This is a genomic window from Nocardia seriolae NBRC 15557 (assembly GCF_007990715.1).
Taxonomy (GTDB): domain Bacteria; phylum Actinomycetota; class Actinomycetes; order Mycobacteriales; family Mycobacteriaceae; genus Nocardia; species Nocardia seriolae.
The window spans coordinates 39053-61816 of record NZ_BJWY01000028.1 but is presented as its reverse complement, the minus strand read 5'-3'; the positions used below and the strand labels follow the sequence as shown (position 1 = coordinate 61816).

Annotated in this window: 27 protein-coding genes and 1 pseudogene; 8 read left to right on the top strand and 20 right to left on the bottom strand. The window is 67.7% G+C overall.

Annotation, left to right across the window (positions count from 1 at the left end; translation table 11 throughout):
* Both NS2_RS36770 and NS2_RS11825 read right to left on the bottom strand, forming a co-directional pair.
* The coding region (locus tag NS2_RS36770; protein WP_222594867.1) for a hypothetical protein at positions 1-202 on the bottom strand (202 nt) is incomplete at its 3' end.
* Between the two features lie 244 nt (positions 203-446).
* Complete coding sequence (locus tag NS2_RS11825; protein WP_033089692.1) at positions 447-1088, bottom strand: DUF6928 family protein; 642 nt, start codon at positions 1086-1088, stop codon at positions 447-449.
* Between the two features lie 194 nt (positions 1089-1282).
* On the opposite strand from NS2_RS11825, the gene NS2_RS11820 reads away from it, so the two are divergent.
* The gene (locus tag NS2_RS11820; RefSeq protein WP_052086772.1) at positions 1283-1552 is read left to right on the top strand and encodes a hypothetical protein; all 270 of its coding nucleotides are present in this window, start codon (positions 1283-1285) and stop codon (positions 1550-1552) included.
* Between the two features lie 68 nt (positions 1553-1620).
* On the opposite strand, the gene NS2_RS11815 is transcribed toward NS2_RS11820, so the two are convergent.
* Positions 1621-1839 (bottom strand): hypothetical protein, encoded by a 219-nt coding sequence (locus tag NS2_RS11815; protein ID WP_033089691.1) that lies wholly within the window; start codon positions 1837-1839, stop codon positions 1621-1623.
* A gap of 177 nt (positions 1840-2016) precedes the next feature.
* Between NS2_RS11815 and NS2_RS11810 the strand changes: the two genes are divergently transcribed.
* Both NS2_RS11810 and NS2_RS11805 read left to right on the top strand, forming a co-directional pair.
* Complete coding sequence (locus NS2_RS11810) at positions 2017-2247, top strand: hypothetical protein (protein WP_036551719.1); 231 nt, start codon at positions 2017-2019, stop codon at positions 2245-2247.
* A gap of 38 nt (positions 2248-2285) precedes the next feature.
* Complete coding sequence (locus NS2_RS11805) at positions 2286-2825, top strand: NUDIX domain-containing protein (RefSeq protein ID WP_036551717.1); 540 nt, start codon at positions 2286-2288, stop codon at positions 2823-2825.
* A gap of 39 nt (positions 2826-2864) precedes the next feature.
* On the opposite strand, the gene crcB (NS2_RS11800) is transcribed toward NS2_RS11805, so the two are convergent.
* The 4 genes from crcB (NS2_RS11800) to NS2_RS11785 all read right to left on the bottom strand — a co-directional run bounded on the left by crcB (NS2_RS11800) (position 2865) and on the right by NS2_RS11785 (position 5667).
* On the bottom strand, positions 2865-3215 hold the full coding sequence (crcB, locus tag NS2_RS11800) for a fluoride efflux transporter CrcB (protein WP_033089688.1): 351 nt from the start codon (positions 3213-3215) through the stop codon (positions 2865-2867).
* The gene (gene crcB, locus NS2_RS11795) at positions 3212-3730 is read right to left on the bottom strand and encodes a fluoride efflux transporter CrcB (protein WP_228102504.1); all 519 of its coding nucleotides are present in this window, start codon (positions 3728-3730) and stop codon (positions 3212-3214) included. Before crcB (NS2_RS11795) ends, crcB (NS2_RS11800) begins: the two co-directional genes overlap by 4 nt.
* Before the next feature lie 281 nt (positions 3731-4011).
* A complete protein-coding gene (locus NS2_RS11790) occupies positions 4012-5184 on the bottom strand; it encodes an FAD-dependent oxidoreductase (protein WP_033089687.1) in 1173 nt (390 codons plus the stop codon).
* Positions 5185-5352: 168 nt separating this feature from the next.
* Positions 5353-5667: a hypothetical protein gene (locus NS2_RS11785; protein WP_143161381.1), complete on the bottom strand. Its 315-nt coding sequence runs from the start codon at positions 5665-5667 to the stop codon at positions 5353-5355.
* A gap of 204 nt (positions 5668-5871) precedes the next feature.
* On the opposite strand from NS2_RS11785, the gene NS2_RS37380 reads away from it, so the two are divergent.
* Entirely contained in the window at positions 5872-6006 is a 135-nt protein-coding gene (locus NS2_RS37380) for a hypothetical protein (RefSeq protein WP_256255590.1), read from the top strand.
* A gap of 79 nt (positions 6007-6085) precedes the next feature.
* Here NS2_RS37380 and NS2_RS11775 read toward each other — a convergent pair whose 3' ends face one another.
* The 3 genes from NS2_RS11775 to NS2_RS11765 all read right to left on the bottom strand — a co-directional run bounded on the left by NS2_RS11775 (position 6086) and on the right by NS2_RS11765 (position 8592).
* Positions 6086-6571, bottom strand: coding sequence for a DUF2231 domain-containing protein (locus NS2_RS11775; RefSeq protein WP_033089685.1), 486 nt, complete (start codon positions 6569-6571; stop codon positions 6086-6088).
* 147 nt (positions 6572-6718) lie between these two features.
* Positions 6719-7273, bottom strand: a complete 555-nt coding sequence (ybiA, locus tag NS2_RS11770; RefSeq protein ID WP_033089684.1) for a riboflavin biosynthesis intermediates N-glycosidase — start codon at positions 7271-7273, stop codon at positions 6719-6721.
* A 128-nt stretch (positions 7274-7401) separates the two neighbouring features.
* Entirely contained in the window at positions 7402-8592 is a 1191-nt protein-coding gene (locus NS2_RS11765; RefSeq protein WP_033089683.1) for a DUF1444 domain-containing protein, read from the bottom strand.
* 190 nt (positions 8593-8782) lie between these two features.
* On the opposite strand from NS2_RS11765, the gene NS2_RS11760 reads away from it, so the two are divergent.
* Together NS2_RS11760 and NS2_RS11755 are read left to right on the top strand one after the other, a co-directional pair.
* On the top strand, positions 8783-10042 hold the full coding sequence (locus tag NS2_RS11760) for an FAD-binding oxidoreductase (protein ID WP_033089682.1): 1260 nt from the start codon (positions 8783-8785) through the stop codon (positions 10040-10042).
* Between the two features lie 155 nt (positions 10043-10197).
* A complete protein-coding gene (locus NS2_RS11755) occupies positions 10198-10995 on the top strand; it encodes an SDR family NAD(P)-dependent oxidoreductase (RefSeq protein WP_052086771.1) in 798 nt (265 codons plus the stop codon).
* 164 nt (positions 10996-11159) lie between these two features.
* Here NS2_RS11755 and NS2_RS11750 read toward each other — a convergent pair whose 3' ends face one another.
* Together NS2_RS11750 and ctaC are read right to left on the bottom strand one after the other, a co-directional pair.
* Positions 11160-11576: a cytochrome c oxidase subunit 4 gene (locus NS2_RS11750; RefSeq protein WP_033089681.1), complete on the bottom strand. Its 417-nt coding sequence runs from the start codon at positions 11574-11576 to the stop codon at positions 11160-11162.
* 12 nt (positions 11577-11588) lie between these two features.
* Entirely contained in the window at positions 11589-12704 is a 1116-nt protein-coding gene (ctaC, locus tag NS2_RS11745; RefSeq protein ID WP_082062598.1) for an aa3-type cytochrome oxidase subunit II, read from the bottom strand.
* A 315-nt stretch (positions 12705-13019) separates the two neighbouring features.
* Between ctaC and asnB the strand changes: the two genes are divergently transcribed.
* The gene (gene asnB / locus NS2_RS11740) at positions 13020-14999 is read left to right on the top strand and encodes an asparagine synthase (glutamine-hydrolyzing) (protein WP_147207161.1); all 1980 of its coding nucleotides are present in this window, start codon (positions 13020-13022) and stop codon (positions 14997-14999) included.
* Positions 15000-15065: 66 nt separating this feature from the next.
* Here the strand turns inward: asnB and NS2_RS11735 are convergent, their stop codons facing one another.
* Both NS2_RS11735 and NS2_RS11730 read right to left on the bottom strand, forming a co-directional pair.
* Positions 15066-15500: a PIN domain-containing protein gene (locus NS2_RS11735; protein ID WP_033089679.1), complete on the bottom strand. Its 435-nt coding sequence runs from the start codon at positions 15498-15500 to the stop codon at positions 15066-15068.
* Between the two features lie 3 nt (positions 15501-15503).
* Positions 15504-15749 (bottom strand): ribbon-helix-helix protein, CopG family, encoded by a 246-nt coding sequence (locus NS2_RS11730; RefSeq protein WP_033089678.1) that lies wholly within the window; start codon positions 15747-15749, stop codon positions 15504-15506.
* Between the two features lie 256 nt (positions 15750-16005).
* Between NS2_RS11730 and NS2_RS35975 the strand changes: the two genes are divergently transcribed.
* Positions 16006-16341: a hypothetical protein gene (locus tag NS2_RS35975; RefSeq protein ID WP_071812001.1), complete on the top strand. Its 336-nt coding sequence runs from the start codon at positions 16006-16008 to the stop codon at positions 16339-16341.
* Between the two features lie 216 nt (positions 16342-16557).
* On the opposite strand, the pseudogene NS2_RS11720 reads toward NS2_RS35975, so the two are convergent.
* The 6 genes and pseudogenes from NS2_RS11720 to NS2_RS11695 form a co-directional block, all read right to left on the bottom strand.
* Positions 16558-16962, bottom strand: a pseudogene (locus tag NS2_RS11720) (methionine ABC transporter permease); the annotation flags it as partial.
* Positions 16963-17422: 460 nt separating this feature from the next.
* On the bottom strand, positions 17423-18058 hold the full coding sequence (locus NS2_RS11715; RefSeq protein WP_071812002.1) for a bestrophin-like domain: 636 nt from the start codon (positions 18056-18058) through the stop codon (positions 17423-17425).
* Positions 18059-18435: 377 nt separating this feature from the next.
* Positions 18436-19182, bottom strand: coding sequence for an adenosylcobinamide-GDP ribazoletransferase (locus NS2_RS11710; protein WP_033089676.1), 747 nt, complete (start codon positions 19180-19182; stop codon positions 18436-18438).
* Positions 19183-19300: 118 nt separating this feature from the next.
* A complete protein-coding gene (cobT, locus tag NS2_RS11705; protein WP_228102505.1) occupies positions 19301-21268 on the bottom strand; it encodes a nicotinate-nucleotide--dimethylbenzimidazole phosphoribosyltransferase in 1968 nt (655 codons plus the stop codon).
* A gap of 75 nt (positions 21269-21343) precedes the next feature.
* Entirely contained in the window at positions 21344-21613 is a 270-nt protein-coding gene (locus NS2_RS11700; protein WP_143161382.1) for a hypothetical protein, read from the bottom strand.
* A 107-nt stretch (positions 21614-21720) separates the two neighbouring features.
* A complete protein-coding gene (locus NS2_RS11695; protein WP_033089674.1) occupies positions 21721-22692 on the bottom strand; it encodes a helix-turn-helix domain-containing protein in 972 nt (323 codons plus the stop codon).
* Positions 22693-22764 lie beyond the last annotated feature (72 nt).

Sequence of the window (22764 nt, the reverse complement as noted above, 5' to 3'; positions counted from 1 at the left end):
GTACTAACCCGGTGTAGAACCCGAGCACGCGCACCGAATCTCCAGCGGGAGCGGATGTGCTGAACTTGTCAGGTTTTGGCTTATAGAACCCGTCGAACGCGGCGCGAACCTGCTCGTCGCTCCGGACAGTCATTTGCTCTGCCAGGCCGCCGCAGGCGAGCCGACGCAGTGCAGTGACATCGCCGGCATCAGCGGCCTTCATGTGGTCCCGCACAGCTTGCTCTGGGCTATCCGCAGAGTGCGACGAATCTATTGAACAGCCGCTCACGATCGCCATGGCGGCAAGGCCCAGAGCAGTAACAACGCGTATAGCTCCGCCTTTCATTCGTTCGTCCATCGAAAACCGCTAGCTCACAGTAACGTCCTGCACTGCCGCTGACCGCGTTGACTGAACCGGCCAATGTGCGGAGGTTGGCACCTAGCGGAGCGCTCAATCTCACCCGCGGTTACAGGGCGGTGGTTTCGGTGATCTCGTAGCCGAACATCGGGATCTCCTCTGGGTCGATGTCGGTGGGGCGAGGTACCTCTTCGAGGATGAAACCGAACAGCGCACGAAGGGCATGCTCGCCCAGTTCCAAGGGATGGAACGGGAGAGGGTAGCGGTCGAGCGGATCGTCGCGGTCGAGCAGGACGGGGTGTTCACCGGCCCAGTACGGAACCTCGAAAGCTAATGGTTCGCCGAGGTTTTCGAGTATGCCGTGATCGGGAGCCAGACTCAGCGACCGGATGAGTTCGCCGTCATGCCATACCGAGAACGCCAGCCAATCGACGACGCTGTGCATGGCGTGCGTGACCAAGCGTCGGCCTTTGCTTGCTTCGATCAGTCGTGCGGGCAACATCGACGGATAGGTCACGGCGATTGCAAGATCACTGACCACATCGACCCCCGATGAGCTGGCCGCGTATGCGACGTTCTGGGCGGGATACGTGTTGGCCAGCGAACCAGCGGCTCGTGGAGTCCAGGTCGCGCCTGGGTGGATCAGTTCGATGAGTCGATCAGAACCAGCCTGATCCGGCTCGCATATGGAGCGCAGTGCGTCGGCGAGTGGTTCGCCCGAGTACGCCAGCAGCGCGGTCTTGGCACCCATGAAGCACCCTTCTGACGAATCCGGAACAGCGAACGTCCACATTATCGATGGACTTCCCCGAACCGACTCAGGCGCGGCGCGACTATCCGGTCATGCCGCTTACCAGGCTGTTCGGACCAGCCAGGCGGCCTCTCGAACGCGCTGATCCGCCAGCGGGCGGATAACGCGAGCTACTGCTGCCTTACGCTGCGATCATGCTGACGCTCAGAGTGACCAACCCTCATGAGGACAAGGTGGTCAGGGTCTGGCTGGAACCTATGGGCGAGGATTATTGGATGCGGCCAAGAGAGGCGTTCACCTTCGAGTTCGACGAGAGGGAGTTCTCCGCGTCCATGTGCGGGGCGCACTTCGATGTTTCGTGGGATGACGGAGATCTGATCGTCTGGGCTGGCGCGATCGCCAAGGTGCGCGACCAGTCCGGCACCGAGCTTGAATGCGGGCACCAACGACCACCTGTCGATTAGCGGGTCAACGGGGGTCGAGGAATATCCGCACCTGGCCGCTGATCGGGCTGGTGGCGACGCGCGACGGGTCAGCCGGTGCACTTGGTGACGAGGATGTGGTGGGGGCCCTCTTCGAGGTAGAGGTGGCCGGCGGGGCCGGCGATCAGGGGGGCGAAGTAGGCGTCGAGGTTGGCTAGGGCGTTTTGTTCGGCTTCTTCGGGGGTGGCGCCGAATCCGCCTCGTTCGACGAGGAGTTTGGCGCTTTCGGCTACCGAACCGAAGCCTGGGCCGATCTTGGTCGGCCGCACTCGAAAAGTCCAACCGCGGACTCGACCGGAGCTGGGACGCGACTACGGCCGTGAGGATTTCGTCAAAGCCGCCCCATCGAGTGACGAATCTCTTTACCTAGGTTATAGATTCGGCTTACCTTCCGATTGGAAGCAAACGGGTGGCCACGGCGTCGTGGCCGGAACAGGAGAAGTTCGGTGAATGGGAGGATTCTCGATGTCGCGGCGGTCGGGGCGGTCGTGATCGCCTTCCTGGCGTTCGCGATGTTCCACTCTGGCGTAGCCAAGCTGCTGGTGGCGTGGTTCGGGCTGGTCGCGCTCGGCTATTACAACGTCTTTGTCCGCCATGACCGGACGCTGGTCGACGCCGCGCACGGCAGCGCGCGCCCGGTGGATCATTCGGCCACCCTGCGCCCCGCCTGGCGCTGATCCACCGATCCTGGTGCGTCGTGCGGGAGGATCGGGGAATGGAGACGCTCAGGACACGCGAGATCTACTCGAATCGGTGGATCACGCTGCGGGAGGACATCGTCCGGCAAGCCGATGGGGAGGAGTCCGTCTACGCGTTCATCCGCAAGGCCGACTTCGCGATCGCGATTCCGTGGGACGGGGAGCGCTTCCACCTGGTGGAGCAGTATCGGTATCCGCTGCGACGCCGGAGTTGGGAGTTCCCGGGCGGGTCGGTCGCGGGTGGAGAGTTCGATCCGATCGCGGTGGCGCGCCAGGAATTACGGGAGGAGACCGGTCTGCGCGCCGGTCGGCTGACCTTGCTGGGCAAGCTCACGCCTGCCCCGGCGACCAGCACGCATTACGGGCATGTCGTGCTGGCCGAGGAGCTGACGGCGGGCGCGCACGAGCGAGAGCCGTCCGAGCAGGACATGGAATCCGCCTGGTTCTCACGCGCCGAGCTGGAAACCATGATCGCCGACAGCGTCATCGTCGATGCCCAGACCATTGCCGCGTATTCCCTGCTGCTGCTTCATGAAAGGCGCCGCGCGCGCGATTAGCCCGGAATCGAGCACGGCCGCGACGACGAAGATTCCGAGTCAGGTGAGGAGAGCGTGGGTCGTGGTGAAGGCGACGACGGTCGCGGCCAGCCCGGCGGTGATGTTGAGGGCGGCGTAGAGGTAGGTGCGCTGTTCGGCCAGGCGGACGGTTTCGAAGCTGAACGTGCTGTAGGTGGTGAGAGCGCCGCAGAAACCGGTGCCCAGCAACATCATCCAGGGGGTGGAGAGGGCGGCGCCGGTGATGGCGCCCAGGATCAGGGAGCCCGCGATGTTGACCGTGAAAGTGCCCCAGGGGAAGACGCTGTCGTGACGGGTTTGGACGAACCGGTCGGTGAGGTAGCGCAGGGGCGCGCCCACCATGGCACCCAGGGCGACAAGCAACAGGGTCATGCCACGGCCTTTCGCTCCGGGCTGCGGATGGCCTCGTAGGCCCAGCGGGCCAGACGGACCGCGATGAGGGTGGCCGGCAGGGCGCACAGCAGGGTCAGGGCGAAATAGGTGAACGCGGTGATCATCGTGTCGGGGTGCAGGAGGGCGCGAGTGTCGTTGGCGTAGGTGGAGAAGGTGGTGAAGCCGCCGAGGATGCCGACGCCGAGGAAGGGGCGGACCAACGGGTGAGCGACCCAGATCTCGGTGACGGCGACCATGAGGATGCCGATCAGGAAGCAGCCGATCACATTGGTGGCGAAGGTGGCCCAGGGAAATCCGCCGGGCGGGGTGGGCCAGAGCTGGGCCAGGCCGTAGCGAGCGAGAGCACCCAGCGCACCGCCCGCGGAGATGACCGCGAGGATCGCGCCGTGCGAGCGGGCCAGTTCACGACGCTGCTCGGGCCGGTGGATATCGATGTCGGGGTCGATCGGTTCGCCGTCATCGGCTCTGCCGGACGTGGTCAGCTCACTGGTCACAGAGGTCTCCTACTCCATACCGTCGCAACGGATTCCTGGTGTAGGGACTGTTGGTAGCCGAGCCACGGTTGTTCCGGAATCGATCCGGAGCGGCGAGCCCCACCGCCGCAATCTTGTTCAGGGTAGTCGGCGAACACGGCGCCCGGGCCGATGGTGAATGAGATCACACGCCGTGTCGCAGTCATCGACGCTGGTCAGAGGCGCGCACATGGCCGACGCGGAGCGGCCCGCACCAGAGGGTGCGGGCCGCGGATACTGCTGCGGGGGATGGATTTCCGGGATCAGCGGTTGGCCAGTTCCGAGAGCTGGTAGGCCAGGGTGTGGCGCACGGCCGGGACGCGGGTGGCGGTGCTGATGAGCAGGTTGCGGATCATGCGGGCGGGAGTCGGGCGCAGGGTGGCCATGCGGGTGACCCGGTCGGTGAAGCTCACCACGCCCAGCGCGACGGGGCGGCGGGTCTGCTCGTATTCGTCGAGGCCGGCCGCGGGCGCGCCCTCGACCACTGCGGCCAGCAGTCGACCCAGCACCACGGCGTCCTGGATGCCGGTGTTCATGCCCTGACCGCCCGCGGGGCTGTGCACGTGGGCGGCATCGCCCGCGAGCAGGATGCGCCCGGCGCGGTAGTGATCGGCGACCCGGTGGTGCACGCGGAAGCGCGAGCTCCAGATGATCTCCTCGACCTTGGCGTGCGCGCCGGGCCGACGGTCGTCGACCAGCCCCTGCACATAGGCCAGGTCCTGGTGCTCGGGCGCGTCGGGGACGGTGGCGACTATGCGGTACCGGTTGGGCTGCGGGTCGGGCAGCGGCGCGATGATGGTGGCGCCCTCGGGCGAGAGGTGCAGCGACACTTCGTCGCGGGGGTCCGGCCAGGTCATGCGGACGTCGGCGAGGACGAAGGATTCCGGGTAGGTGGCGCCGGTGAAGCCGATCCCGGCGGCCTCGCGGATCTTGCTGTGCATGCCGTCCGCGCCGATGACCCAGTCCGCCCGAATGGAATTCGGGTTGCCCTCGGCATCGGTGTACTCGACGGTGACCCCGTCGGCGTCCTGGGTCGCGGCGGTGACCTCGGTGTGCCGGTGGACCCGCGCGCCCGCTTTCTCGAGGCGCGCCGACAGGATTGCTTCGGTAGATTCCTGCCCGATCATCACGGTGTAGGGGTATTCGGTGGGCAGTCCTTCGAAGGAGATGCGGGCCAGCACGCGGTCCCCGTCGCGCATGACGAAGTGCGGCACCACGATTCCGCGCTCGAGCAGCTGCGCGGTGACGCCGATCGGCTCGAGCACCTCGAGGGTGCGAGCGTGCACCACCACGGCGCGCGAGGTGTTCGCCCCCTCGGCCAGCCGGTCCAGCAGCACCACGTCCACACCGGCGTCGGCGAGCGCGATGCCCGCGGTCATCCCGGCGGGACCGGCACCGACGATAACGACCGAGGCGGTGGCGGGAACGGTGTTCATGACGACTCCTGAGGCTCTGCCAACACTTGTTGGCCAACGTCTGTTGAATTAGACGGTACGGCCCGGTCGAAGCCGTGTCAACAGATGTTGGCCAACTAATGTTGGCAGATTCTCGACGGTCGGTGGCGGTCGTCGGGGAGCGGAAGACGCGCTCGTGCGCGTGACGAGTCACCAGCTGCCGAGCGGAGGTGGAGCGCCGCGGTGCCACATATCGCCGCCGTCACGCCCGCACCGGGATTGCCACCATTCGTGCTGCTGGCGGCAGTGGTGGAGGAACCACCAGTCGCCCTGGGCGCTGGATCCGCTGCCGCCGCCCTGGTCGCCGGAGCCGTTCCGATCCTGGTCACCATCGGAGCCGCGGGAGGCGGTGACACCTGCCGCCCCGCTCGCGGGCGGGGCGGCCTGGGCGGTCACCAGACCGGTCGCCAGGGGAACGGTGAGCAGTGCGACCACCATCAGTGCTGGTCGGAGTCTTGCGAACATAGTTGATCACTTTTCGTATTATGTTGTGCACCAATACGATCCATGATCGATTCCCCCGGCCCCTTCGATGCGTGGACCGCGACGACGATGAAACGCCATCCGGGTCACGACGCAAGAGGTATTGCGGTCGAATTTCAGTCCAGCTTCCGGTTTTGAATGTGATAAACCGTCTATCCGGCTGAACTTCGACCGAGAGCAGAAACCATGTGGGAGTACGAACACAGCGCCGAGACCACCGGCCCGGCCGCCGACACCCTCGGCCCCGAGATCGGTCCCCAGATCACCGCCGATTTCCCCGAGGTCGTCGCGGGCCTGATCAAGCACGCCGACCAAGCCTGATCCCACCGACCGCAATTCGCGGTCCGCGCGACTCGCGAGGTAGCCCAGCAGAATGCCCGGACCAGCCCGAGCCCGCCGCCTATTCGCCGCGCGGCAGGGGTGCGCGGGCGGCGACGCCGTTCCAGGAGGACTGGGCTCCGGATTCGCCGATGCGGTAGACCTGCACGGTCGCGGCGGCGCTCGTGGCGATGGTGAGGACCGCGACCGCGGCGACGACGACACGGGACGGGGTGCGGTCACGGGTCTCGCGGAAGTGGACGAACGCGAGTGCGGCGGCGGCGATCAGCAGCGGGATGGCGAAGAAGATGAAGGTGTCGCCGAGCCGAGTGTGGTTGTGCAGATCCGCGGTTCGCGAGACCCGGCGCTCGAGCCACTCCCCCGCCTCGGTGGTCACCGGCGTCATGACCGCCACCAGCGCGGCCAGCGCCAGCACCAGCCAGGCGAACCGCCGCCGCGCCGCGGGCCACACCGCGGACAGCACCGCGAGCAGCGCGGTGAGCGGCACCAGCACCACGATCAGATGAACGAGCAGGATATGGGCGGGCAGCCCGTTGACAACTGACATCGGCGACTTCCTTCGTCGGAACGGGGGAACTCGTCGAAGTCTCCAGAGATTCGCTGTGAGCACGCTGAGGACCACAGCCGAACCCCCTGGGAGCGAGCCGAAGCCCTCCAAGGGAACCGGTCGAACGCAACCGTCCCCGCGGACAGCTCAGAGCTGGCGGGCGGGGGCCAGGGCGTCGCGGGCGTCCATGAGGGCGAAGCCCAGCAGGTTTTCGCCGCGCCATTGGGAAGGGTCGGCGGCGGCGGAGTTTTCGGCCCCGAGGCCGATGCCCCAGATGGTGTCGCGCGGGGCGGCCTCGACGAGCACCTTCTCGGTGGTGGCGAGCAGGAAGCCGCGAAGTAGGTCGTGCTGGCCGAATTTGGCGATGCTGCCGCGCAACACGATGTCGTAGCGATGGGCTTCCCAGGTGTCCTGGTCGAAGCCGGAGATGGCGCGGCCGAGGCGTTTGGCGTCGGCGGGGGTACCGCCGGCCAGAATGCGGGTGCGCATGGGCTCGTCGCCGAAGAGGCGGGCCTTCTCGGCCATCATGAAATGCTCGGCGCTGGCGTAGGTTTGGCCGTCGACGGTGAATTCGATGGGCCACCACTGGCTGAGCACCCATTTGCCGACCTCGTGGCCGGGGGTTCTGGTGTGCCCCCAGAAGAAGAGGAATTCCGGTCTCGCCCCGTCCGCCATCTCAGCTGTCAGCTGCGCCCTGTCCACGCCGCCCGACCCTAGTCGACGCGGGTGACACGGTCGCGTGGATAACCCGCCACGCCGCATCGACGCGCCGTAACGCCGCCGGGTCCGCCGCCATCACGACCGTGCGGTTCGACGCCGCCGGACCGTGATCAACTCGACAGTGCGCGTAGGCGAGTCATGATGTCGGCGGGCGGGTGGCCGTGCACCCGGTAGCGGGGCGGGTCGTAGTCGTCGGCGAGTGCCAGATCGACCAGCCGCGCCACCTCGTCCCACCGCACGCGGAACATATCGCCGCCGGGCCCGCCGAAGCAGATGTAGTCGGCCTTGGGGAGCAGCAGGGTGGAACGATCCGGCCACGAGGTCATGGTGGCCTGGCCGCCGTCCGGGTCCGGCAACGGCAGCAATTCCATGATCGCGCCCTCGCGATCCCGTGCGGCCCGCAGTCTTTCGGCCTGCGCGCGGTAGACGCCGACCGCGAGCCGGACCTCGGCCCGGCGGATGGCGGGGTGGGCCGGATGCTCCGCGTCCACCCGCAGCGGCACCACCTCGCCCTCCTCGTCGACGGTGTACGGCACGGTGGACAGCGGCCGCAGCGCGGCCTCGTACCGCTCCGCGGCCAGCGACATCAGCTGCACCAGGATCTCGGGGGTAGCACCGAGCACCACGAACATGCCCAGGTGCCCGGGTAGGAAAAGCAGTGGGCGCGTGGCGGTCCGGACCCCCACGCCGGCCAGCCAACCGGCCATCAGCGGTAGCGAACCGACATAGCTCTCGCCGTCGTCATCGGCGAACTCCAGCACCCGCACCCCCTGGGGCGGGTCGAATGCCGAGAGCGTGTTCATGGCGAGGTCGGTGAGATTGGCGTGCGCGATGGAGTACACCGTGTCGGCGTCCACGCCCCAGCGCGAAAGATCGTGCTCGGTAACGAATTGCACGGTGCGCGGCAGATCGATGACCACCAATTCCGACAGATACGGCAACGCGGGCCGCGACAGCGCCCGCCCTCGCCCGTCGCGCCGCTCGACGGCCCCATATCCCGCGGGGCGCAGCACCGGCCGCAGCTTGGGAGCCACTTCCTCCCACCCCCGCGGCGCATCCGGCGGTAGTAGCAACCGATCGACCGCCTCGAACAACGCGCCGCCGATCTTCCCGTCGAAGCGCCGATACAGCGTGTCCAGGTTCAGTTTCGCCGCATACCCGTTCTTCAGCGTGTACTCGATCTCGTACGCCTGCGCGTCGAAGCGCGCCGACTCCACGGCGTCGTGGCCGAGCACCCGTTCCAACACCTTCTTGCCGAACCGATTTCGCCCCGACCCGAATATCCCGCCCAGGAAACTCATGACACCCCGCCCAGGAAACCCATGGCGCGGACTCTACGCCCGCCCGGCGACATGAGCGCCCCGCAAACTCACAGGGAACCTGTGTGCCACAACCGAAAACGTGCTGTTCACGCGGTGTCCGCGTGGTGCTCACTGAGACGCCTGTCCAACTACGAGCACAATGCGCGTGACTATGGTTAGCTGTAGCGCCATGAGCACGCCCGTCTCCACCCACCCCGACGAATTTCTGCCCCGCGACACCGCGGATGTGGTTCGTACCGTTCGGGATTCGCGCCGATCGACGAAACCGCTGGTCATCCGGGGTGGGGAACGACCGGACGAGGAGCTCTCTGTCCCCGATCAGGGCGATGTGCTGAGCCTGCGCAAAATGAACCGGGTCCAGGTGGTCGACGCCGATGCCCGCACGGTACGCGTGCAGGCGGGCGCGCGACTCTACGACATCGACCGCACCCTCGGCGCGCACGGGCTCGGCCTGCCGATCGTCGGCGACCATCGGGACATCACGGCGGGCGGGTTCGCGGCGGTGGGCGGGCTGTCGGCGGCGTCGCATCGCTTCGGCATGTTCAGCGACAATGTGGCCGAGCTCGAATACGTCGATCAGGACGGGCGTTTCGGTACCTGCGGCCGGACCCACCATGAGGAGCGGTTCCACAAGATCCTGGGCGGCGGCGGGCGCACCGGCATCATCACCGCGCTCACCCTCGAGGTGACCCCGGTGGACAAGGACCGCACCTGGCTCACCACCGACGCGCATCGCTTCCTGGACTTCGATACCTGGGTGGAGCACTCCTACCGCGAGATCCAGTCCCCCGGCGACGCCATGCTGCAGGTGGGTCGCTGGGTGGACACCGCACCCCTGAAGGTCGCCCGACCGGTCGGTACCGGCACCGTGCAGCTGGGCACCGTGCGCTTCGGCCAGTGGTCGAGCCTGCACCCCACCACCCCCAACCTCTCGCTGCGCGCCCGCCGCGAGGTCGGCGCCCGCGCCCGAAAGTCGCTGGGCGCCATTGCCGCCTCGGCGGGCGGGCGCGCCGGTATGCCGGTCCGCAATGCCGCCGCGGGCGCGCTCATGTTCGCTCCGAAGGTGCTGACACTGCGCGATGCGGAGTATCTGGCCGATACCGTCATCTCCTCCTCGGAGCGCGGACCGGCCTACCGCGTCTCGGTTTTCGCGCCCATGTCCAGCTACGCCAAGGTCTTCCACGGCCTGCACGACCTGTTCGCCGGGCACCGCGAGCGCACCGGCTGCTTCACCGTCATCTCGGCCATGACCTATGGCGTCCGGTCCCGCTACCTGCGCGAACTCGACAACGAGGACCACGGCTTCATTACCTTCACCTGCCGGTTGCGCCCCGCGGCGCTGCCCTCGGAACTGTTGCGCGACATCGTCTCCGCAATCGACGAGATCTGTCTCGCCGAACGCGCCCGGCGTTATGACCCGACCGAATAGAATGTGTTCCGCCGCACTGCCAGCTATCGGTTAGCAGCCGCGCTTCTCTCCGGGCGCGGCTTCCGGACAGCATCGCGGGGCGGCGGTATCGGCACTGTCGGCGGGGTGCCGGTGCATGGTTCATGCTCAATCCTCGAATGAAGGTTGCCTGTCCCATGATCGAATTTCGTGCTGCCCGCCGCCCCCGCGCCACCGCCGCCCTCGCGGCCGAACTGCCCATCGAGGGCAAGCGCATCGTCGTCACCGACGCCGCCTCCGAGATCGGGCGGGAAACCGCGCGACTACTGGGTTTTCACGGCGCCGAGGTGATCCTGGTGGGGCGCAACGGCTCCCAGCTGGTGGAGGAATGCGCCACCATCATCGAGGCGGGCGGCCGCGCGCACTGGTACCGGTGCGACACCTCCGCGCTCGGCGATGTTGATCAGCTGGTCGAGTGGCTGCTCACCGAGTTCGACACCGTCGACGTCCTGGTCAACAACACCGGCCGCCCCACCCGCCGCCCGGTCCTGCAATCCCTGGACCGCTTCCGCGACTACCAGCGCACCATGGCCGCGCACTACTTCGGCCCCCTGCGCCTGACCCTGGGCCTGCTCCCCGCCATGCTCGCCGGCGGCTCCGGCCACGTCGTCAATGTGGGCCCGTGGAGCCCGGAAACCGGTGCGGCCCCGAACTTCTCCTCCTACGCCGCCGCCCAGGCCGCCTGGACCACCTTCGGCCAGTGCGCCGACGCCGAACTCTCCCCGCGCGGCATCCACGTCACCAACGTCCGATACCCCGCCGTGGCCCCCTACTCCCCCGCCACCAGCCTCGACCCCGCCGAGGCGGCCCACTCCATCGAATCCGCCATCCGCACCCGCCAACCCCAGCTCCAGCCGCGCTTCCCCCGCGCCCTGCTGGGCCTGGCCACCATGGCTCCCCGCACCACCCGCCTGAAGCACGCCCTGGGCATCTGAGCGCCCGAATTCCCGAGTCCCGCACCACCCGATGAGGGGAAGGCGGGGTGCCCGGAGGACGTTTCCGGCACCCCGCCTTTCGAAACCCGTTCCCCCACAGCTTCATTCCCGAACAGCAAAGCGCCCCACCCGGATTCGGATGGGGCGCTTCGAGATGTGCTACGTCAGTGCTTTTCCGGGCCGAGGTGGTACTCGAACACCAGGCCGCCGGCGGCGACCAGGATGCAGACGACACCGATGCCGATCAGCCAGAACTGGAAGAACGCGAATCCCAGGGCGGCAATCGAGCCCGCGCCCGCGAGCAGGATGGGCCAGAACGAGCCGGGCGAGAAGAAGCCCAGGTCGCCGGCGCCGTCCACGATCTCGGCCTCCTCGTAGTCCTCGGGACGCAGGTCCAGACGACGGGCGACGAAGCGGAAGTAGGTGGCCACGATCAGGGCCAGGCCCGCCGACAGCACGATGGCGGTGGTACCCGCCCACTCGACGCCGGTGCGCGAGCGGCCGGTGAAGTAGCCGTAGACCACGGCCACGATCACGAAGAAGACCGTGATCAGTTCGAAGATGCGAGCTTCGACCTTCATGTCAGTTCATCCTCACTTGGCGTCGGCGAGTTCGTTACCGCGCGCCTTGCGGTCGGTGTTGAACGGCTTGGTGGAGGTCGCCACCGGCGACTCGCCGATGCTGGCGAGCGCCTCGGCGTTGGTCTTGTGGTCCTTGACGCGGGCGTCCATGTACTGCTTGAACTTCTCCGGGGAGACCACGCGGATCTCGAAGTTCATCATCGAGTGGAAGGTGCCGCACATCTCGGCGCAACGGCCGACGAACGCGCCTTCCTTCTCGATCTTGGTGATCTGGAAGACGTTGTCGGAGTTGTTCTGCTTCGGGTTCGGCATCACGTCGCGCTTGAACAGGAACTCCGGCACCCAGAAGGAGTGGATGACGTCGGCCGCGGCCAGCTGGAACTCGATGTTCTTGCCCGAGGGCAGGACCAGGACGGGGACCTCGTTGGAGGTGCCGACGGTCTCGACCTTGTCGTAGTGCAGGTAGGAGATGTCGTTCGCGGGCAGGCCGTTGTTCGGGCCGGGCTGCGGGTGGCCGTCCTTGGTCGCTTCCTTGTAGCGCTCCTGGATGTCCTTGTTCATGTCCTGGCGCTCGTGGTCGACACCGTCGTAGACGTAGCCGTCCTTCATGTCGACCTTCTGGTAGCCGAACTTCCAGTTCCACTGGAAGGCGGTCACGTCGACGGTGACATCCGGGTCGGCGACCTTCTCGTGCACGTAGTTCTGCACGACCACGGTGAAGTAGAACAGCACCGCGATGATCACGAACGGGATCGCCGTGTAGCTCAGCTCCAGCGGCACGTTGTAACCGGTCTGGCGCGGGAACTCCGGGGAGTCGGCCTTCTTGCGGTGGAACGCGATGGTCCAGAAGGTCAGACCCCAGACCAGCACACCCATTGCCAGCGCAGCGAGCACGGACCAGGTCCACAGCTCGCGCATCTTGGTGGCCTGCGGCGTGATGCCCGAGGGCCAGCCGAATCGCAGCCAAACGTTGTCGATCGAGCAGCCGGAGACGAGCATCGCGGTCATCCCCAAGGACACCGCCAGCCCGGCCCGCCGAAGGATGCGGCCCCGCCGACCCTGGGCGGGTCGTGCCCCTATCGCCTCGCTCGCCTTGTGCGCCACGCTCAACGCCTTCCTGGTCGTCATTCCGACACCGCATCGCCCGGACTCCCTTCCGCCGGGCGACACATGTTCAGCACAGTTTTGGGGCTCGGGGAAGATACGCGCGAACGCACAACCGACCCTGAGAGTTTCCCAAGTACTACGCAGCGTAGACCAAGAAACGCCCCCCGTTGTGATCGGGTCCGGTTCGACACTCCGGAAACCTCATAAGCACTGGATACGGGCTCTGGCGGCGGGATCTGCCCGGGTACGGCATACTCGGGCAGTAGGTTTCGCGTCCGTGCGCACCCGTGCGGGTACGCCCCAATCCTTAGACACCGGAAAGAGGTTCTCGGCGCAGTGTGTGGTCTGCTCGGATTTCTGACAGCTACAACGGCTACTACTCCGGATGGGCGGACGGTCGAAACCACCGCGGCACAGGTGTACGAGGCGCTGCACTGCCAGCGCCATCGTGGCCCCGACGAGCGCGGTACCTGGACCGATGACCGCATGATCTTCCGCATGATCTTCGGCTTCAACCGCCTGTCGATCATCGATATCGAGCACTCGCACCAGCCGCTGCGCTGGGGTCCGCCGGAGAATCCCGAGCGGTACGCCATGACCTTCAACGGCGAGATCTACAACTACCTCGAGCTGCGCGCCGAGCTGAAGCAAGCGCACGAGGCCGAGTTCGGCGATGCGCCGATGTTCCGCACCGAGGGTGACGGCGAGGCCATCGTGGCGGCCTTCCACTACTGGGGCCCCAAGGCCGCGAGCCGGCTGCGCGGCATGTTCGCCTTCGCCATCTGGGATACCGAGCTCGGGAAGCTGTTCCTGGCGCGCGATCCGTTCGGCATCAAGCCGCTGTTCATCGCGACCGGCGCCGGCGGCACCGCGTTCTCCAGCGAGAAGAAGAGCCTGCTGGGCCTGCTTCCGGCGCTGGAGCTTTCCGACGAGCTGGATCCGCGCGCGCTCGAGCACTACACGGTGCTGCAGTACGTGCCCGAGGCCGAGACGCTGCACAAGGACATCCGGCGTATCGAATCCGGTTGCTACGCCTGGGTCGAGCCGGGTGAGACCCCGCGCGTGACCCGCTACTTCAACCCGCAGTTCCGGGTGCAGAAGTTCGCGGCGGGCTCGGAAGCCAAGCGGTACAAGGAGATCGCGGAAGCCCTCGGGGACTCCGTCGCCAAGCACATGCGCGCGGATGTCACCGTCGGCGCGTTCCTGTCCGGCGGCATCGACTCCACCGCCATTGCGGCGCTGGCGATCCGGCACAACCCGAACCTGCTGACCTTCACCTCGGCGTTCGAGCGCCAGGGCTACTCGGAGGCCGATGTGGCCGCCGAGACCGCGGAGGCCATCGGCGCCAAGCACTACATCCGCATGGTCTCTCCCGAGGAGTACGCCGCCTCGATTCCCGAAATCGTCTGGTACCTGGACGAACCCGTCGCCGACCCGGCGCTGGTGCCGCTGTACTTCGTGGCCAAGGAGGCCCGCAAGCACGTCAAGGTGGTGCTCTCGGGCGAGGGCTCCGACGAGCTGTTCGGCGGCTACACCATCTACCGGGAACCGCTGTCGCTCAAGCCCTTCGAGTATCTGCCCAAGGGCCTGCGCAAGCTGGCGGGCAAGCTCTCGGACCGCATCCCGGAGGGCACCCGCGGCAAGAGCCTGCTGCACCGCGGCTCGCTCACCATGGAAGAGCGCTACTACGGCAACGCCCGCAGCTTCAACGACGCCCAATTGCGTTCGGTGCTGCGCGAATTCCGCTCCGAGTGGACCCACCAGGACGTCACCGCCCCCATCTACGCCATGCAGGGCTACGACTGGGATCCGGTCGCCCGCATGCAGCACCTGGACCTGTTCACCTGGCTGCGCGGCGACATCCTGGTCAAGGCCGACAAGATGACCATGGCCAACTCCCTGGAACTGCGCGTCCCTTTCCTCGACCCCGAGGTCTACAAGGTCGCCGAGAAGATCCCCTTCGACCAGAAGATCACCAAGGAAACCACCAAATACGCCCTCCGCCAGGCGCTCACCGACATCGTCCCCCCGCACGTCCTGAACCGCGCCAAGCTCGGCTTCCCGGTCCCGTTGCGCCACTGGCTGCGCGGCCCCGAACTCTACGACTGGGCCCGCACCCAGATCACCGACTCCGGCACCGACCACCTCCTCAACAAGCAGGCCATCCTCGCCACGCTGGAGGCCCACCGCACCGGCCCCATCGACCACAGCCGCCGCCTCTGGACCCTCATCGTCTTCATGATCTGGCACGGCATCTTCGTCGAGAACCGCATCAAGCCCGAAATCCAGGAGCCCACCTACCCGGTCAACCTCTGACCCGATTCGACAGGGGAGCGCCTTCCTTCCGGATGGCGCTCTCTCAGGTTCGAGTGTCCGCGACGGTCAAAGATCGTCGGGCAGCACGCGAAAGGCATCATGGGCCGTCAGCGGTGCGACCGCGCGGAAGTCTCGACGATCGAGCGTCAGCACGTCCACGGTCTCGTATCGCTCGGCCAGCGCAACATTCGTCGCGTCGGTCAGATCCAAACGCAGTGCGACATAGCGGTTTTGAATCCGCCGCGCGACCCGCCGCACAGCGACCGAAACCACCGCGATCTCGATACGCCCCGACCGCTCCTGTGCAAGCAACCAGTCGTTGACCCCATAGGCTGCCTCGCGGTTCACATTCCGGGTGAGCACATGCTCGACCTCGAGCAGCACCAGCGGTGACACCACCGTGAGGGCAGCCTGTTGCAGGACTTTGCGCGCAGCCCCGTGATCAGGTTCAGAGGGGTTGAACGCCGCGATGAGACCGGAGGTATCACCGATCAGGATCATCGCTCACCGGTCCTCAGCGTCGGCGATCGCATTCCGGACAGTTCGATGAACGTCTTCGGCGGTAATCGACCGGCCGAAGTCCACGACCGGAATGTCCCAGTCCTCTTGCCAGCGACGACTCCGAACCGCCGCAAGGTGGAACGCCTCCCGGAATAGCTCCGACTCCGGCCGCCCTTCCCGAGCGGCCGCCTGTTTGATCAACTCCAGGTCGTTCTCATCGACCATCACAGTCGTCTTCTTCAGCGCCATTCGGTTATGGTACCTCCGCCATAACCATAAGAAGATCGCGGACGTACCTCCGGGCACTGGCCGCGATCAGTGTCAGTCGGTCAGGATGGGTCGGGTCGCGGAGGATCGGCATGGACAGGACGCGTTGTTCGGCGCCGGTTCGGCGGGTCGTCGGAATACTCTGCGTACTGGTCGGTTGGGTGTCGGCGGCATAGTGGGAGGCGGGCTCGGCGCAGCCGGATGGCGGCCTTCCCGGAACTCGCGACAGGAGCGATCGATGGCAGCAACGGGAACAGTGCGCACCTGGGACGCCGAAGCAGGATGGGGCATTATCGATTCGGCATCGGCTCCGGGTGGCTGCCGGGTCTCGTGGACGGCATTGCCTGGCGCGGGCTGGCGCTACCTGCGGGCCGGTCAGACGGTGACGTTCGACGCCGAGTCCGCCGACCAGGACGGGTTCGCATTCCGCGCAACCCGAGTCTGGAATGTTGAAGTACATGGCGCGGCCGCTGCGGGTCAGCCGGACGTTGCTGCGCCAGAGACGAAGTCGACCGAATCAACCTCGAGTGCCTGGGACATCGGCTCGGACGGAACCGTGACCGAGGTCGAATAGCCAGTGGCGTCAGCCGAAATCGCTTCGCCTGCCTTACACGGAGATACTCGCACGGAAGGCAGGCGTGTGGATTTCGTGTTCGGGTCAGGGTGTCGGCGGCCGGCGGTTTGTATCGCCGCGCAGGTTCCCGAGCTGGAGAGGCTGGGTTGACCCGAACCGATGCGGGCCCCGGCACCCTGCTGCCGGGGCCCGATCGATCGGCGTCGCAGTCGCCGATCAGCGTCGGAGTACCCTGCGCGCCAGCCAGTTTCCGAGGAACTGGATGCCCTGTACCCCGGAGATGATGATCAGCGTCGCCACCAGGGTGACCTGCCAGTCGAAGCGCTGATAGCCGTAGACGAGGGCGAAGTCGCCCAGCCCGCCGCCGCCGACCGTGCCTGCCTTGGCCGACATATCGACGATGGCGATCACCACGAAGGTGTAGCCGAGCACCAAGGGCCCCAATGCTTCCGGAATCAGGAGCGTGCGAATGATCCGCAACGGGCCGGCACCCATCGACCGGGCCGCCTCGATCACGCCCGGATCCACGGTCACCAGGTTCTGCTCGACGATCCGCGCGATACCGAATGACGCGGCCACGATCATCACGAAGGCCGCGGCATCGGTCCCGATCGTCGTGCCGGTGGGTGTGTCGATCGAGCCAGCGGACGCGGCAATCGGACCGGTAAGCGTGTCGGGCAGACCGGCGGGAGCGTCGACCGGCCCGCCGGGGCCATTGATCGGCCCGGCGGCAGTGTCGATCGGGCCGGGGGTCACGTCGGATTCGGCAGTGGCGCTGAAGGACTCACCGATGGGCGGTGGAGCCGGGTCGGCGGCGGCCGGGTCGGGTCGCAGGGCGAGTAGTGCGGCGGCCAGCGGGACCGCCGTCGCCACCGCGAAACCCCGTGCCGCCGTGCGAGTTCGGTTCACGCTTCCTCCGAATGCCTGGTGCGGATGTCGGCACGCGAGGTGTGGGTAGCGCTCCTGCGTGCCGCGTGCGGATGGTGTCGAATGCCCGGTGCCGGATGCGACCTGCGCCGGGTGTCGCACGCGGACCTCCACACGGACGCCGGAGCGAGTCCCGGCGCGCCGGGACCTCGGCTCAGCGCGGGCTGGCGCTGGTCGCCGGGGATGGGGAGGTGAGATGCTCGAATCGGGCCAGGGCCAGCTGGTAGGCGTCCTTGGCGACGTGGTTGCCGCCAGAGAAGGGGCGATCCAGTTGGTAGACGGCCACGATCACCGCGCCGATCACCAGGCCGAACAGGCCGGTCATGAGAATGCTGCGCTTGGTCACCAGAATGCCGGAGAACACCGTGCCGAGCAGCAGCATGATGGTCGCAAACCACAGTGCGACGTAAAGGAATACGGGCAGTCGATAGCCCGCGTCCAGGCCGCGGTCGTAGCGCGCCTCCACGATGGCGTCCACGCCGGTCATCGCCTTGTCCTGGGTGGCCGTGTCCTCGGCGCTGGTCGCGGGCGCGGCCGCCACCGCCTCGCGCAGATCGTCCAGGGTGGCCAGGGTGGCCGGGCTGAGCCGCCGCTGCTCGTCCATCACCTCCCACTCCTGGCCCACAACCTGTTTCGTGTAGTCCTCGACCAGCCCCTGGATCTGGCCGCGCGCCGGCTCGGGCATGTCATTGACGGTCTCGTAAACGCTCACCAGCGCCTTGCCCTCCGACGCCGTGTGCGCGTGCGAGGTGTCGTACTGCTGCCACAGGATCACCACCACGAACGCCACGATCGCCGTTCACCATGTCCAGCGTCATGTGCCCCGCCCCGGCATCGTCGTTGTGCCGCCACGATTTCGGCCGCAACCGATCCCCCAGCACGAAAACCCCCACCGCCACCACCACGAACAGCACGAGCACACCCAGCTGCCACAGAACTCCGAGCATTCCGCGACTCCATTTCCGGGCCAAGGCAGTTACGATCACGGAGTATTCGCCGCCACTGGTCGGTCGGATTGCACCAGCAAATATTCTGCTACCCCTGCGGCGTGCCGCCAGGAGACACTCCGAGGTTTCCGGGTGATCCGTCAGCCCTTGGGGCAGAACGGTTTCCGCCGGTCGGCGAATCCGGAGCCGACCCGGATCACACCGCGGGCCGACGCTGACTTCAGCGGGTGAACGACAGCGCCGCCGCGGCGATCGTGACGCTCAATTCGAGTGCGGCACCGAGCACATCGCCGTTGAGTCCGCCGAATCGCCGCACACAGTGGCGAACCACCGCGACCGCGGCCGCCAGCGCGAGGAGAACCGCCAGTGGCCCCTGCCACCGGTTGTCCACCGCGAATATCCCCGCCACGCAGGCAATCCCGGCCCACGCCACCCCTATGGCCGGACCCTGGGTACCTGCCACCAGCGCCCCGAACCCGGCCCCCGGAGCCGCCTCGACCCCACGCCGACAGGCCAGCACGACCGCAACCCGCCCGACGGCGATCGCCGTCACCACGGCCACCCATCGCCCGGCCCCCGCCAGCGCCGCGAACGAAACCGCCTGCACCCCAATCGCGAAGACCAGCGCCGCGACTCCGAACGGCCCGGCCCCGCCGCTCTTCATGATCTCCCGGGCCCGCTCCGGCGGCCCGTAACTCCCGAGCCCGTCCATCGTGTCGGCCAGCCCGTCGATGTGCATTCCCCGGGTGATCAACGCCAGCCCGCACACCACGACGAACCCGGCCAGCAACCACGAGGCCCCCAATTCCCCCAGCCCCCACAGCAATCCGGCGGCCCCACCGCCGAGCAGCACCCCCACCAACGGTGCCCATCCGATAGCCCGCCCCGCGATCGGCCGATCGACCGTGTCCGGTCCTCGCACCGGTAGCACCGTCAGCCACGAAACGGCCAATCGCACCCCGTTCACGCCGCCACCCCGCTCCGCCGGAACCGGGAACGCTCGACCGGGTGCATGAACGTGACGACTCCTGGGCCGTGGGTCGGCCGTCCGCTATTGGAGAGGGGTCGGTGCGAGTGCGGGCGAGTCACGCACCGCCCGATTCGGTGTCCGCGTCGGCGGTGCTGACTCCGGCCTCGGCGAAGGTGGCCATCTCCGCGAGGGTGGCGACCGCCGCGCGCAACAGCGGGAGGGCGGTGACCGCGCCGGAGCCCTCGCCCAGGCGCATGCTCATGTCGACGAGCGGCTCGAGGTCCAGGCGTTGCAGGGCGATGGTGTGGGAGGGCTCGCTGGAGCGGTGGCCCGCCACCCACCAGGCGCGGGCGCCGGGGGCGAGCTGGTCGGCGACCAGGGCCGCGGCGGTGACCACGACACCGTCGAGGATGACCGGGGTGCGGCGGGCGGCCGCGCGGGCCAGGAAGCCCGCCATGGCGGCGAAGTCCGCGCCGGAGGCGGTGCGCAGCAGGGCAACCGGGTCCTTGACCACCGGGCGAGCGCGCCACATGGCGTCGCGGATGGCGGCGGTCTTGCGAATCCAGCCCGCGTCGTCGACGCCGGTGCCGCGGCCGACCGCGATCACCGGTTCGGTGTCGGTGATGGTCGCGATCAGCACGGTGGCGGGCGTGGTGTTGCCGATGCCCATGTCACCGGCGATGAGAAGGTCTGCGCCGGAATCGATTTCCTCGTCTGCGATGCTCGCACCGGCCGCCAGCGCCGCCTGCACCTCGGCCTCGGACAGCGCGTCCTCGCGATCGATGGATCCGCTGGAGCGCCGCACCTTGTGCCGTGAGATCTCGGGCGCGGTCTCCCCCGCCACCGCGATGTCCTCCACCCGCACACTCGCATCGGCCAAGCGCGCCAGCACATTCACCGCGGCACCGCCGTGCAGGAAGTTGGCGACCATCTGCGCGGTCACCTCGCTGGGATAGGCCGACACCCCGTGCTGCGCCACCCCGTGATCGGCCGCGAACACCACCACCCGGGCCCGCTCGAACTGCTTGGGCGGACACACCCCCTGGCAGGCCGCCACCCAATTGGCCAGCTTCTCCAGCCGCCCCAACGCCCCCGCGGGCTTCGTCAACTGCGACTGCCGCTCCTCGGCGGCCGCCCGCACCGCGGCATCCGGCCCCGCCACCGGCCCGAACGAAATCCGCACCGGCTTGCTCAGTCGCGGCCCGTCCACCGCCACGGCCGAGGCGTCCGACGCCGCTCCGGCGGCATCGGCAGTCGAATCCTCAACGCCCGCACCACCGGCCACATCCGCCGAGGCCGCACCCGACGCCGCGGCCGTCATCGCCCCGGTCATGCCGAGCTCCGCACCGGCGTCGGCGCCGCCCGTCGCGATCCCCGAATCGCCGGCGGCCTCCCCAGTCACCGAGGTCGCGGCGGCGGTCGAGCCTGCCTGCGCCACAACCCGATCCGCTGCGCTGGCCGCCGAATGGGTCGAAGTGGCCACGGCGACCGGCGACGTGGCGGCGTCGGAGAGAGCGGCGGCGGACGCGATGGCGCGGTCCGGCTTGACCTGGAGGGCCTGACCGGCGACCACCAGGAAGACCTCGTCGCAGACCTCGGCGAGGCGCTGGTTCAGGGTGCCGATCTCGTCACGGAAGAGGCGACCGGAGGCGGTGGCGGGGATGACGCCCAACCCGACCTCGGGGCTCACGATGATGAGACGCTCGCCGTATCCGGCGACGGCGGCGACGAGTGCGTCGATGTCCGGGCCGACGATGCCGCGCGGCGACTCCCAGGCGGCGCGGGCGTCGAGCCGCGCGGTCAGCCAGGTGCCCAGATCGTCGACCAGGGTGACGGGGGTGGCGTCGGACAGCGCGGCGACCGGGTCGCCCTCCACGATCGTCCAGGCCGCGGGCCGCCGGGCCCGATGCGCCGCAATGCGTTCGGCGAAGTCGGCGTCGGCGGGATCGACCACCGCGGTGGCCACATACCGCACCGCCTCCGACGCGACCAACTGTTCGGCGAAAGCCGACTTGCCGGACCGGGCGCCACCGAGCACCAGGGTCCGCAGCGGCCGATCGGTTGTCTGAGCAGTGTGCGACACGTCAGCACGGTATCAATTGCACGGGTCCTCCGGCCGATCAGGCACGGTCATCGGCCGCGACGGCCCCGCGGACCCTCAGCCCTTCTCGTTGTGCACGCACATGACCTTCAGGTCCTTGGCGGCATACGACCAGTCGGTACCCTGCGGACACTCCGACTCGTGATTCACGCTCGCCACGATCTTCCCGTCGTGCGGCTTCGAGCAGGAGACCAGCTTGTCGTGGTTGGTCGTCGCACTGCCCACAATGCATTCCCCCGACGGATTGCGCGGATCCTTGCACCCCGCCGTCGTCCCGGCCACCAGCAGCACCAGCGGCACCGCCGCGATCATCACTCCCCAACGCACGACTGCGCATCGTAATGGGGCGGTACGGATTTCGGCACCACGGTTTCGGGGGCACGGATCTCTCGGCACCACCGATCCCGTCGCCGCCGAACCCGAGCCGACGCCCGCTACGCCGAGGGCACCCGCACCCCGAACCGCCTGCGGTATTCGACCGGCGCGATCCCCACCACCCGCTGGAAGTGATGCCGCAGCAGCGCCCCCGAGCCGAATCCGCAACGGTGCGCCAGGGATTCGAGATCCATGTCGGTGTCCTCGAGCAGCTGCTTGGCCAGCAGCACCCGCTGCCCGGTCAGCCATTTCACCGGCGTCGTCCCGGTCTCGGCGGCGAAGCGGCGCGCGAAGGTGCGGGTGGACATGGAACTGCGGGCGGCCAGGGATTCGACCGTGTGCGGAACCTCGAGATGCTCGCCCATCCAGTGCAGGGTGTCGCTGAGCCCCTCGGAACTGCAATCCACCACGGGCCGCTCGATGAACTGCCGCTGCCCGCCGTCACGCTGCGGCGGCACCACCATGCGCCGGGCGATGGCATTGGCCACGCTGCTGCCCAGTTCGCGGCGCACCAGGTGCAGGCAGGCGTCGATGCCCGCCGCGGTGCCCGCGCTGGTGATGAGGTTGCCCTCGTCCACGAACAGGACATCGGGATCGACGGTGGCCTGCGGGAATTTCTCCGCCAGCAGGTCGACATAGCGCCAGTGGGTGGTGCATTTGCGCCCGTCGAGCAGCCCGGCCTCCCTTGCCAGGAAGGCCCCCGAGCACACCGTGAGCACGGTGGCTCCCGCCCGCGCCGCATCCTGGACCGCTTCGATCATCCGCGGGTCGATGGGCTGGTCGGCATAGATCGGGAAGGCCGGGATGGCAACCAGATCGGCGCCGCGCAGCGCCTCCAGCCCGTAATCCGGCGTCACCTGAAGGCCCGGTGAGCTGGCCTTCAACGGTTTCCCGGGTGTCACCCCGCAGACCCGGAAGTCGAAGGCGGGCAGTCCGTCGGCGGTCCGGTCGAGGCCGAAAACCTCGCAGACCACGCCGAATTCGAACATGGCGAGATTGTCGTTGAGTACCACGGCGACCTTCGAGAGCATGTTCCGATCCCATCTGGCCGAATATTTGCGAACTATGTCAGAACAGCCACTGTTGGCGGCATCTTCTCTAGA